Genomic DNA, 11,868 nt, shown 5'->3' with positions numbered 1-11,868 from the left:
GTCATACATACCCCCATCAAAAACATCCCTATCCGCATGATTTTGTAATGAAATGAAATTCTCCCTCTACAATAAAATCCCATGCATCAAAGCATTATAAATTCTGACTAAAGCCTATTCCAAATAGAAAGTAATGACATAAACATATTAAAACAATCTGATTTCAAGGAAATAACTTGTCTCTTATTCAACATAACATTTAAATGGGTTTTACTTTTGAGGAGGAATAACAAATGATGCATCCACATACAGAAATTCAATTTGTCAGTGAGCAGGTAGGCGTCGGTGTCTTTGCAACTAAACTAATCCCTAAAGGGACGATTGTTTGGATTAAAGATGACTTAGACTTGATGCTGACAGAGGAGTTTATCGAAAGCCTTGGTGATTTGCAAAAAGCGGATGTCTATAAATATGCGTACTTAGAAACTGACGGTATCTATGTCCTTCATTGGGATCACGCAAAATATATGAATCACAGTTTCAAACCAAATTGTGTCGATACAGCTTATAATTTTCAAATGGCCGCAAAAGACATTCAACCTGGCGAGCAATTAACATGTGATTATGGAACTTTAAAAGGTGTTGAGGATTTTGAGTGCATCTCTGAGGAAGGCACATCGAGAACTAAAGTAACGGCAAATGACTATTTAACCTATTATGAAGAATGGGATGAAATGGCACGGGATACATTCAAATATTTCAATGCCGTAGAGCAGCCGTTAAAGTATTTAATCAACAAGCAATACGTTAACAAAGTGAATGCCGTTGCGAATGGTACTGCGCCAATGGATTCGATTCTTACGCTATATTAGATGAATTTGAAGAAACTACGGTACCCATTTAAAACATAAAAACCGCACTTGTTAAAGTACGGTTTCTATTCCTGCATGTAATCAATAAAGCGAATTACTCATCAAATTTCATGCCTTTTAATAAATCCGCAAATGCGTTATTAATTGGCTCTACTTCTTTTTCTTGCTGCTTCAAATATTTTTGAACACTGCGTTTATCAACTTTACCGCCGCCTTCTTTTTTACGGCGCGCTTCGAATGCGGATAATTTTTCGCGGTAACCGCATTTACATACGAAAATTTGGCCTTCACCTTGTCCGTGCAGCTCCAGCTTTTTCTTACATTGCGGACAACGGGCATTCGTTACACGCGAGACATTTTTGCGGTGACCGCACTCACGGTCCTGGCATACGAGCATTTTTCCTTTTTTCCCGTTTACTTCAAGCATTGGCTTTCCGCAATCCGGGCAGGACTTCGTTGAAATATTATCATGCTTGAACTTTTTATCACTGTTTTTAATATCGGCAACGATTGCTTTTGTATGCTGCTTCATTTCATTAATGAAGACAGCTTTTTTCAGCTTACCCTTAGCAATTTGCTCAAGCTTTTGCTCCCATTGTGCCGTTGTTTCCGGAGATTTTAGTTCATTCGGTACCAAATCCAGCAGCTGGCGGCCTTTTGACGTAATATGAATGTCTTTTCCACGCTTCTCAATAAGGAACGAATTGAACAATTTATCGATAATATCGGCACGTGTTGCAACAGTCCCTAGCCCACCTGTCGATTTTAATGTATCGGCAAGAGCTTTGTTTTGCGTGTTCATATATTTCGCCGGATTTTCCATCGCTGTCAGTATTGTCGCCTCTGTAAAACGCGCTGGCGGTTTTGTTTGTCCAGATGTTTGGGCAAGTAATGTCACGTTTAGCACTTGTCCTTTTTCAAGACGCGGCAACAGCTGTTCCTTCACATCCTCTGAAGTTTCCTCATCATCAAAACGATTCGAGTATACTTCTTTCCATCCAGCAGAAATAACCGTCTTACCGCGTGCGATAAATTTCTCTTTCCCGATTTCGGCTTGAACTGTTAATTGCTCATACTCATGTGCAGGGAAAAGAACTGCAAGGAAACGTTTTACGACCAGATCGTAAATTTTACGCTCTTTATCATTGAAGTTCGCAAAATTCACATATTCTTCAGTCGGAATAATCGCATGGTGATCGGATACTTTACTATCATCGACAAACGATTTACTTGCTTTAATCGGCTTTGTTAGTACTTTGTTTGCTAACGTACGATATTCCCCTACAGAACAAGCTTTCAACCGCTCAGGCAATGTGCTGACAATATCGGATGAAAGATAACGTGAATCCGTACGCGGGTATGTGAGCACTTTATGTGATTCATATAGCTTTTGCATAATATTCAACGTTTCTTTTGCCGAATATCCGAATAGCTTATTCGCATCACGTTGTAATTCAGTTAAATCATAAAGTCCAGGAGAGAATGTCTTTTTCGGTTTACGTTCAATATCGATGACTTTCGCATTTTGCTTATCTAATGTATGAACGATTTTGTCGATCTTTTCTTTATCAAAACTGCGTGCATTGCCGTTTTGATCCTGCCATGTCAATTTCAGCTCTTTCGTTTGAGCTTCGATTCCGTAATACGTTTGAGGTTTGAAATTCTTTATTTCATCTTCACGAGCGGCAACCATTGCAACAACCGGTGTTTGTACACGACCTGTATTAAGCTGTGCATTAAATTTCGTCGATAATGCGCGACTTGCGTTCAGTCCGATATACCAGTCAGCTTCACTTCGGGCAACCGCTGCATAATATAGATTTTCATATGCTTTCCCTGGCTTTAAATTCGCAAAGCCTTCTTTAATCGCTTTATCGGTAACCGAAGAAATCCATAGACGTTTAACCGGTTTATTTACTTTTGCGCGTTCAATAATCCAGCGTGCAACAAGTTCTCCTTCACGACCGGCATCTGTTGCAATGATAATTTCATTAACATCATTACGTGTAAGCTGTGATTTTACGGCATTGTACTGTTTGCTTGTCTGCTTGATTGTTGTTAGTTTCAGACGTTCCGGCAGCATCGGTAAATCTGCTAAATCCCACTTCTTATATTTCTCGTCGTAGCTTTCCGGATCTGCCAGCGTTACTAAATGTCCTAAAGCCCATGTGACGATATATTTGTCTCCTTCTAAAAATCCATTACCTTTTTTATGACACTTCAGCACATTCGCAATATCCCGTGCAACTGAAGGTTTCTCTGCTAGTACTAAGCTTTTAACCATTGTAAACAATCCTTTCGTAACTCTTTGAACCAACTATACCATACATCAATAGCACCTAGACGTATTTGCTTTACGTCCGTTTTTGAATTGAATGTCACAATAAATTTGTATAAGAATATAATATGATGTTTAGCTTTTGAAAGGACGGGTATATTAGTTTTAAGCAACAAAATTATTCAAAAATGATTTTGGGTAGTTGATAACGAATATTTTTTAATAAAAGGTAAAAAAATTATTAAATACATAAATTTTTACTTATTATTCCTTTTAAACGATATAAAAGCACTATTAAATCAGTATATTCAACTCATACTATCCCTTCATTTGTACGAAAAATCAAAATTCTCTACTGTATTTCGAGAATTTTTAGTAGACATTTGGATAATGTTGTTATACAATAAACTTAATTAAATTGCTTAAGCTGTTTACGATCAATTCACATATTAAAAAAGTGAACGTGTACGCTCCCTTTTTTAATGTGTGAATTTTTTATACATTTAGCAATTCAATTAATTAATTTTTTGGAGGTTTTCTCTCATGCAACAAGGTACAGTAAAATGGTTTAACTCAGAAAAAGGTTTCGGTTTCATCGAAGTTGAAGGCGGTAACGATGTATTCGTACACTTCTCAGCTATCCAAGGCGAAGGTTTCAAAACTTTAGACGAAGGTCAAAAAGTTGAATTCGACGTTGAAGAAGGCAACCGTGGCCCACAAGCTACTAACGTAACAAAACTTTAATTCTAACGAATTAAGTTCACATAGTTAGTTGCAAGAAGCATACTCTATCGGGTATGCTTCTTTTTATAGTTTCATAATGATGAAAAAAATAGCCGTGCCGGAGATTAACTTTCGGCACGGCTATTTCTATTTTTCACACCTATTCATGTTTCGTTCGTTTCTTGAATAATATAATCGATTTGATAACAGCTATTACTGCCCAATCGCGATGATGATAAGTGTACTTATTAACTCCGGAAGGTCCCCCTCCTGCTTGTAAAAGTTCTGCTATTTGCGGTAACTGTGTGCTTGGCAACCATTCAACCACTTTCACGAGTACATTTAATGAAGAAAGTTGATGAAGGCATCATATCGACGGTGAAATGTCGCAAATTGAAATTATATAGTGTAAATCGATGTATCGTATACCCTATTTCCCAGGAAATCCATTATAATCCGACAATCTCTTTCAACTCCGTAATTTTTGTTCATGATAACGGCACTTCTGATTTATTTGTACTTTGAAGGGATAAGCTGTATGTAACTATTGCGTGTGTATGTAATTATTTCCCTTACTTTTTGCAAATTAACGATAGAGGAACGGTGTTAGTGGAAAAAGCTGAAATGGTGCAACGGTTTCTTAAGTTCACATATCCTTTTATCATTGTATAAATACACAGAATAAGAAAAGCTATCACTCGAATTTCTCCGAGCAATAGCTCCTCCACATTTTCTTATAATATTTCTGCTAAACGTTTAATACCCTCTTCGATCGTTTCCGGTGTTGCATTTGTATAGTTCAAGCGTAGTGTGTTAACTGATTCTTTATCCGTGTAAAATGGATTTCCCGGCACGAATGCTACTTTTTTCTCCATCGCCTCCGTAAACTTATCAAGCGCATTTACTCCTTCCGGAAGTGTGACCCACACGAACATACCGCCTTCAGGTTTTGTATATTTCACATATGGTGGGAAATATTTTTCCATTGCCGCCAGCATTGCATCTGCTTGTATTTTGTATAGCGCTATAATTTTTTCAACATGCGCTTCATATTCATTATTCGTTAAATACTGGTGCAAAATATATTGTGCAAAAATATTAGTATGTAAATCCGTTGCCTGCTTCGCTGTTTCGACATGATTTAGTAGTTCATGGTTTTTCGTCAAAATATAACCTAGGCGCATACCTGGTGTAACCGTTTTTGAAAACGAACCTAATACGACACTGTTCGTCATCTTCCCTGCTGCGATATACGGCAAGTGTTCACCAGTAAAACGAAGCTCGCCATATGGATCGTCCTCGATAAAAATGACATCTTGATCTTTTACTGCCTCAAACACTTCTTCACGGCGCTCTTTCGTATACGTTAACCCAGTAGGATTTTGGAAATTTGGTACTGTATATACCATTTTCACATTTGGCTGTTTTAGCGCATCCTTAAACTGTTCAACATTCAGCCCTTCTGTTTCCAGTGTGACACCGTAGAAACTTGGTTCACGTAATGTAAAAGCCTGGATCGCGCCTAAATAGCCTGGCTCTTCAATAACAACGCCGTCCCCTTTGTTCAGCAAAACTTTGGAAATTAGCTCCAATGCTTGCTGGGATCCTGTCGTAATAAGGACATCATCTGCTGTATAATTTAAATTCGATTGCTTGTTATTAAGCTTGTCTGCAATATACTGACGTAGCGGCAAATAGCCTTGTGTCGTAGAATATTGGAATACCTTTGCACCATTCGCATCAATCGCATCATTTACCGACTGTTTTAACTCATCAATTGGAAATGAGATTGGATTTGGCAAGCCTCCCGCAAATGAAATGACGTCGTACGCATCCGTTACCTTTAAAATATTGCGAATGAATGATGACGGTGTTTTTAAAATACTATCAGAATATTGCATAGTGGACTCTCTTCCTTTTTGTAATTTTCAAAATTTTATCACTTTTCAACTAAATACACAATAAGCATGTACCATTTTAGAAGATACATGCTTATTGCTAGTAAGATCCTGACATGAAGTTGTTATTCCGATTATTTACCTAAACTGATAAATTGTCATAACTTACGCTAGCTTTTGCTTTCTTCCTACTAATAAATAGTAAAGCGGGATACAAATAAGAATTAGCGGAATCATGGAAACGAAGATTGTTCGGTATGTTGTATGGGGTTCGATCATTCCAAGAATAAAAGGCCCTACCCCTAATCCTAAATCGTACAAAATAAAATATGTCGATGTTGCTAAGCCGAATCGATGAGGCTCCGTTACTTTAACCGCAATTGTTTGAGCGATGGAATTGAAGTTCCCGTAGCCAAAACCAATTAGGACAGCTGCTACTAAAAGCATCCAGCCTGCAGATGCCTGGCTAAACAGCAGCATACCTACAGCGAATACAGCAAGACATGGGTATACAATCACGTTGGGACCGCGAACATCCATTAATTTCCCTGTAAACGGGCGGGAAATAATGACAATTCCTGCATATGCCAAGAAGAAATAGCTTGCCGCTTCCACTAAGTTGGTTTCTCTTGCATAAAACGTAATAAACGTCATGACGCCAGAGTACGCAAAACCGATTAATAAGGCAATAAATGAAATCGGAAGCGCTTTTGGTTCAATAAATTTTTCGATAAACGATAACTTCTCTGTCTGTTGCCCATTTTGCTTGTTCACTGGTGGTAAAGAGATTTTAACAAAGAAATAAGCAATTAGTAACATAAGCGAAAGACCGGTGTTCATATAGAAAATGACATCAAAGCCATTTTCAAGCTTCAGCATGAACATGCCGACGAATGGACCAATGGCTGTTGCCAGAACCGCGCTAAGACTAAAGTATCCAATCCCTTCTCCTTTACGTGAGATCGGTAAAATCATAGCAACAATCGTACCTGTCGCTGTCCCGATCGTCCCGACTGCAATCCCTTGCAATAGGCGGATGATCAATAAATAGACAACGCCCCACTCCATTAAATAAAGTGTTGTTGTTACAAAAAATAAGACAAGGCCAATTAAAAGCATCTTCTGTGGCCCGATATTGCCGATAAGACGCCCAGCCCCTAACCGACCGATTAATGAACCGATAATAAAAATACTCGAAACAAGTCCCGCAATACTTGTAGAAACATGGTATGTATCTACTGCATAACTTGAAATAGTCACCATTAAAAGAAAGAACATTAAAATGGATACAAAGTTAATGATCGATACAATAATAAAATCTTTCGTCCATATAGGTTCTTTTATTTCCTTCATTCTAGCCCTTCTTTCAATATTTTCTCCATATCAGACAGCGCTTTTTTGAAAAGCTCCTGTTGTTCGTCTGTCAGGTTATTTAATAGCTGATCTTGTAGAAATTTAATTTCCGGGGAAATATTTTCATACAATTTTTCTCCTTTTTCCGTCAAACTTATATATTTTTCACGTCTGTCATTGCCTTGTTTCAGTTGGATAAGCTCTCGTTTCGTCAATGTCTTAACATTTGCAGAAACAGTTGGCTTCTCGACATCCCAATATTTCGCGATTTGACTCATTGTAGCCAGCTCTTCATTCGCCAAATATTGCATCAAAGACCAGTTGGCATTGGACAGTTCATGCCCTGCCAGCATACTAGTAAGACGCTGCATATAACGTTTATGAAAACGGTGCAATTGTAAAAAGAAAGTCATAATTAGATTACCTCCCTTTATTTTCTATAATGGTTAGTTAACCTAACTAATTAAATAGAACTCTACTTCATTTGTCAATCTTTTTTTGCTGAACGGTATTGAATTGGCATTGCAAGATGCTTTTAAAAGCTGATCAATCAAGTTATACACGCACTTAAAAAATAGAAACTATATTCGGCCAAATCGAGAAATTGAGAAAAACCTCAATTAGCGTCTCCCTTTCCTTAAACAAATAAACACGCTTCATAGCCTTAAAGACTACGAGCGTGTTCATTCGTTTTAAAAGAATATTAATAATAAAATACCTACTAAAAAGCAGTAATACGTGAAGTAGTGGAGCTTTCCGTTTTTCATAATCCCCATGAACCATCGCATAGCGAAATATGTCATAAACAATGTCGCAAGGAATGTGACTGTATACGGAATGGCTAAATCCATTTTGTTTGGCTCATCGAGGAAGTCCGTAAACCCTAATACGACACCACCTAAACTTACCGGAATATACAGCATGAATGAGAAACGCAGTGCCGTCTCCTGTTTCATTCCAACTGCAATTGCGGAAATAATTGTTGCACCTGACCGGCTAATTCCCGGTGTTAATGCTACAGCTTGCCCAAAACCTACTAATAAGGCATCCTTTGCTGATAAATCTCCATCACGTTTTGTTCCGCGTAAATTTCGAATTAACCATAAGGCAATACCTGTCACAAACAGCATAATCGCGATCGTCGTCATGCTCACACTATCTGCAATAACATCACTCAGCAAAACACCTAAAACACCTGCTGGAATCGAACCGATAATGACATACAGTGCAAAATAAAAGTCTGTACGGTATCGCGCATTTCGTGTTTTAATATACAGTAAAAATCCAGTAATTAATCGAATAATATCTTCACGGTAAATAAACATAATCGCAATCAATGATGCCGTATTCGTTAGAATCGCGAATGTAAAGCCCTGTTCACCCATTCCCAGAAGTTCACTTACAATCATGACATGCCCGCTTGATGACACCGGAATTGGTTCAGTTAAGCCTTGGACAATACCGATAATAAAATGCTTTAACACTAAAATTAAATCAAAATTTTCCATTTGTATCTCCTAAAAAAGTAGTTCTCCTCTGTTAGACGCAAAAGACGCCTAAATGTTCACTTCCTTACGATAATACTGTTCTTTGATGTGTGCAAGCGCTTTTGGCATTGTTCCGTCCGTTACTAAAAATAATTGGCGGGTCGCTCGAGAAGCAATTGTATACAGTAAATACGCATCCATCTCTTCCCGGTATGCATGGGCATTGGCATCTGCTACAAGAACAGTTGTAAATTCAAAACCTTTCGCCATATAGCCTGGCATGATGAGCAGCCCTTTCATATAAACTTTCTGTTCTTCTGTAACGAGCTGAAGCTGTGGAAGAAGCGGTTTTAATTCATTGTATAATTGTTCGCATGCCAGCTTATTTTTGCATAAGATGACGAAGCTTTCCTCTTCTTTATAATGGGAACCGACAAGACGAGCAATTGTTTCACCCACTGATTTCGTTTCGATCATTTGTGGCTTATCTCCAGATACACCAAGCGCCTCGGTTGTCGTGTTGTTTAAAATCGCGCTCATAAAATCGGTAATTTCATTTGTCGAACGATATGATTTATTCAGCTCGACAGCTTTGAAATGCTTGGACAATGGACCTGCCAGCGAATCCTTCATTTGCGGATGCACAACCTGGTTTTTATCACCCAGCAACGTGTAATGTGCTTTTGGATGCATTGCTTTAATCGTCAACAATTGCAAATACGAATAGTCCTGGATTTCATCAATGACAATATGTTTAATTGTATTATCCGTATACAAGCCTTTTACAACCGCTTGCATATACATGATTGGGGCCAAATCTTCGTAATATAATATGCGCTGTTTCAGCGTTTCAGTCGTTACAGCCTGAATCATTTGTGTTTTTAAATTATCGTTTTGGAATGTTAACGAATGAAGATACATTTTATTTAAATTCACAAAACCTAGCTGATGAATCGCATTTTCAAGTTTGCCGTACTTTTTTTGCAGCTTTTCATTTGCCTGTTGCTCGATTTCCTTATCTGTGCCGATATACGTATTGACCGCCTTTAATTCCTTCATTAATACTTTGCGGTCTTTCTTTTTTTCCTGCTCTATTTTTTCCAGCAGTACTGTACGAATTTTTTTTAGGCGAAAATCTATATCCAATGTGCCGAACTTGTCATAAAACAGGTCGGTCAGTTTTTTAGCGGAAACAAACAGCTTTTCTTCCACCTTCAAATTATAAAATGGCATGCCACTCTTCTTTAGACTTTCAATATATTTCAGCAGCTGCTTTACGTATGCATGCGAGCCTTTGAATGCATAGTGCTCGCGTTCCTCCTTGCTCCCCTTTTGAAGACGTTCAATATTTTCGTAGCTTGTCTCTGCTTTGTAATAAGATAATTTCAAATCGCGCAATAAACGGTAATACGTCGTATGTTGAACATTATCCTCACCGAGCTCAGGCAATACGTTCGAAATGTAGTCATTGAACAAATCGGATGGCGAAATAAGCAAAATACTACGTGCATTCATTGTTTGGCGGTATTCATACAGTAAATAAGCAATTCGCTGCATCGCAACAGATGTTTTCCCGCTGCCGGGCGGTCCGAGGACGATTAAATTATCTTTATTTGATGAACGAATGACGATATTCTGGTCACTTTGGATCGTTGCAACAATCGATTTCATCTTCTCTTTTGCCGTATCCGACAGCAAGCTTTGCAGCACTTCATCGCCTACATAAATATCCGCATCCAGCACTTGCAATAGCTCATCGTACTTTACTTTATACTGACGGCGGCCTTGTATTGTAACCGGAATATATTCCCCGTCTGGAATTTGATAGCGCGCCTTTCCGACTTTATTTTCATAAAAAAGGCTGGAGATCGGTGCTCGCCAGTCATAGATCAGCACATCATCCGTTTTAGGTTCGCGGAATGTCGATAGGCCAATATATAAATGTTCACGTTCGCCTTCTTCATTTTCTATTGAGATACGCCCGAAATACGGACTTTTATATAAAATTTGCATTTTGCTTAATTGTTCGCTTGCATTCAGATACTCTCGTTCACGCAATTGCATCGTTTGCAGCATTTGCGAAAACTGGATGGCACTTTCTCCTGACACATCGTTAAACTCCGAAGATGCTTGTGAGCGTTCCTCAACAATGTCGCCTTTTTGCTTTTTTAAATGATTGGACTGAATCTTTATTTGTTGTTTTAGAAGTGCACTAATTTCCTTTAAATGTGTCTCTTCCTGTTGCCATATCGTTTGTTCCACTATCGGTTCGCCTCCAAATGCTCCGGAAGTAAAATCTTCTCTTTACATAAATATTCATGGTACTTCAAAATGACGTTGGATTCAATTGAAACTATTTATGAATCCTCCTAATTACAAATTTTAACAATCCTATTATAGCATCTTCCTAAACCTAAATTATGTTGAATAAAGAAATATATTATACGCAAGTTTATATACATGAATTTTTGAGGGGTTATGATGCATTTGCTGAGGGTAATAAAAAAGAAGCTTCCGTGTTTAAACGGAGGCTTCTTAATGGTTATTGCATATCAACTGCTTGTTTTGATAATGTTTTTGTCATTTCGCAATATTGAACGAATACACGTGCCAGTTCGCGCAGGCGGTTGTGTACATCTTCATCGATAATTTTATTTTCTTTATCAAAGTGGTCCGCATGTGTGTATACATAGTTTGGTGTAACTAGGCAGCGGAAGTAATCAAGAATCGGACGCAGCTGGTTTTCCAGTACTAAATGATGCTGGTATGTTCCGCCATTGCCGATAATTGCTGCCGGCTTGTAGCGTAACGCTTTTGGTGGAATCATATCAAAGGCATTTTTCAGTACGCCTGGAATTGATGCCTGGAAAATCGGCGACGCGAAAATGTAAGCATCTGCTTCTTCAAATTTTTGAATCATTTTTTTCATATCATCATTTAACGGACTGCCATCTAAAATTTGATGCTGTAATTTCGAGAAATATAAAATCTCCAATTCTAGCGAAGGGTTAAAAGCTTGAATATATTGTTGAACCTGTTCCAAAAGAACGCCGGTTTTACGACCAAAAATGGTTCCATCGACAAGTAATATTTTCATAAATGTTCCTCCATGTAAATCATTGTACTCATATTGTATCAGAATAACATTGCTTTTTAATAGGTAGTTGCTTAGTTAAGTTCAATTTCAGTCTTTCGTCTTACATTGTTATATCGGGAAAGGGATTGGGATAATTTCCCACTAGCATTGATAAGTTTCGTTACGGTTTCGTTTCTTGGCCGGTTTCAGAAATAGCGGATAAGATTAGCCTTATAACCAG

At 38.0% G+C, this 11,868-nt stretch carries 10 protein-coding genes and 1 pseudogene; 3 read left to right on the top strand and 8 right to left on the bottom strand.

Features of this window, described 5'->3' with window-relative positions:
• Window positions 1-233: 233 nt before the first annotated feature.
• Complete coding sequence (locus MHH37_RS02510) at window positions 234-812, top strand: SET domain-containing protein (RefSeq protein ID WP_342574849.1); 579 nt, start codon at window positions 234-236, stop codon at window positions 810-812.
• A 94-nt stretch (window positions 813-906) separates the two neighbouring features.
• Here the strand turns inward: MHH37_RS02510 and MHH37_RS02505 are convergent, their stop codons facing one another.
• Window positions 907-3,096 carry a DNA topoisomerase III gene (locus MHH37_RS02505; protein ID WP_342574848.1) on the bottom strand — a complete coding sequence of 730 codons (2,190 nt, stop codon included), beginning with the start codon at window positions 3,094-3,096 and terminating at the stop codon, window positions 907-909.
• 537 nt (window positions 3,097-3,633) lie between these two features.
• On the opposite strand from MHH37_RS02505, the gene MHH37_RS02500 reads away from it, so the two are divergent.
• On the top strand, window positions 3,634-3,834 hold the full coding sequence (locus MHH37_RS02500; protein WP_008404655.1) for a cold-shock protein: 201 nt from the start codon (window positions 3,634-3,636) through the stop codon (window positions 3,832-3,834).
• Between the two features lie 324 nt (window positions 3,835-4,158).
• Window positions 4,159-4,338 (top strand): hypothetical protein, encoded by a 180-nt coding sequence (locus tag MHH37_RS02495; RefSeq protein ID WP_342576298.1) that lies wholly within the window; start codon window positions 4,159-4,161, stop codon window positions 4,336-4,338.
• Here MHH37_RS02495 and MHH37_RS02490 read toward each other — a convergent pair.
• From MHH37_RS02490 to MHH37_RS02460, 7 genes and pseudogenes are all read right to left on the bottom strand, one after another.
• Window positions 4,302-4,458 (bottom strand): annotated as a pseudogene (locus tag MHH37_RS02490) (LytTR family transcriptional regulator DNA-binding domain-containing protein); the annotation flags it as partial. The gene MHH37_RS02495 and the pseudogene MHH37_RS02490 sit on opposite strands and share 37 nt — an antisense overlap.
• Before the next feature lie 89 nt (window positions 4,459-4,547).
• On the bottom strand, window positions 4,548-5,714 hold the full coding sequence (locus MHH37_RS02485; RefSeq protein WP_342574846.1) for a PLP-dependent aminotransferase family protein: 1,167 nt from the start codon (window positions 5,712-5,714) through the stop codon (window positions 4,548-4,550).
• 162 nt (window positions 5,715-5,876) lie between these two features.
• Window positions 5,877-7,064 (bottom strand): MFS transporter, encoded by a 1,188-nt coding sequence (locus tag MHH37_RS02480; protein ID WP_342574845.1) that lies wholly within the window; start codon window positions 7,062-7,064, stop codon window positions 5,877-5,879.
• Window positions 7,061-7,477 (bottom strand): winged helix DNA-binding protein, encoded by a 417-nt coding sequence (locus MHH37_RS02475; protein ID WP_008404661.1) that lies wholly within the window; start codon window positions 7,475-7,477, stop codon window positions 7,061-7,063. Before MHH37_RS02475 ends, MHH37_RS02480 begins: the two co-directional genes overlap by 4 nt.
• A 279-nt stretch (window positions 7,478-7,756) precedes the next feature.
• Window positions 7,757-8,572, bottom strand: a complete 816-nt coding sequence (locus MHH37_RS02470; protein WP_065216671.1) for an undecaprenyl-diphosphate phosphatase — start codon at window positions 8,570-8,572, stop codon at window positions 7,757-7,759.
• Between the two features lie 48 nt (window positions 8,573-8,620).
• On the bottom strand, window positions 8,621-10,813 hold the full coding sequence (gene helD / locus MHH37_RS02465; RefSeq protein WP_342574843.1) for an RNA polymerase recycling motor HelD: 2,193 nt from the start codon (window positions 10,811-10,813) through the stop codon (window positions 8,621-8,623).
• Between the two features lie 280 nt (window positions 10,814-11,093).
• Window positions 11,094-11,648, bottom strand: coding sequence for an NADPH-dependent FMN reductase (locus MHH37_RS02460; protein ID WP_008404666.1), 555 nt, complete (start codon window positions 11,646-11,648; stop codon window positions 11,094-11,096).
• Between the last annotated feature and the right edge of the window lie 220 nt (window positions 11,649-11,868).

The sequence above is a fragment of the Solibacillus sp. FSL K6-1781 genome (assembly GCF_038630735.1).
Classification (GTDB): Bacteria; Bacillota; Bacilli; order Bacillales_A; family Planococcaceae; genus Solibacillus; species Solibacillus silvestris.
The sequence above is the reverse complement of the archived record's forward strand: the minus strand, read 5'-3'. Positions and strand labels throughout refer to the sequence as shown.

Excerpts from the sequence above, each read along its gene's own strand:
- MHH37_RS02510 (WP_342574849.1), top strand. The coding sequence starts at position 234 with ATGATGCATCCACATACAGAAATTCAATTTGTCAGTGAGCAGGTAGGC.
- MHH37_RS02505 (WP_342574848.1), bottom strand. The coding sequence starts at position 3,096 with ATGGTTAAAAGCTTAGTACTAGCAGAGAAACCTTCAGTTGCACGGGAT.
- MHH37_RS02500 (WP_008404655.1), top strand. The coding sequence starts at position 3,634 with ATGCAACAAGGTACAGTAAAATGGTTTAACTCAGAAAAAGGTTTCGGT.
- MHH37_RS02495 (WP_342576298.1), top strand. The coding sequence starts at position 4,159 with ATGAAGAAAGTTGATGAAGGCATCATATCGACGGTGAAATGTCGCAAA.
- MHH37_RS02485 (WP_342574846.1), bottom strand. The coding sequence starts at position 5,714 with ATGCAATATTCTGATAGTATTTTAAAAACACCGTCATCATTCATTCGC.
- MHH37_RS02480 (WP_342574845.1), bottom strand. The coding sequence starts at position 7,064 with ATGAAGGAAATAAAAGAACCTATATGGACGAAAGATTTTATTATTGTA.
- MHH37_RS02475 (WP_008404661.1), bottom strand. The coding sequence starts at position 7,477 with ATGACTTTCTTTTTACAATTGCACCGTTTTCATAAACGTTATATGCAG.
- MHH37_RS02470 (WP_065216671.1), bottom strand. The coding sequence starts at position 8,572 with ATGGAAAATTTTGATTTAATTTTAGTGTTAAAGCATTTTATTATCGGT.
- MHH37_RS02460 (WP_008404666.1), bottom strand. The coding sequence starts at position 11,648 with ATGAAAATATTACTTGTCGATGGAACCATTTTTGGTCGTAAAACCGGC.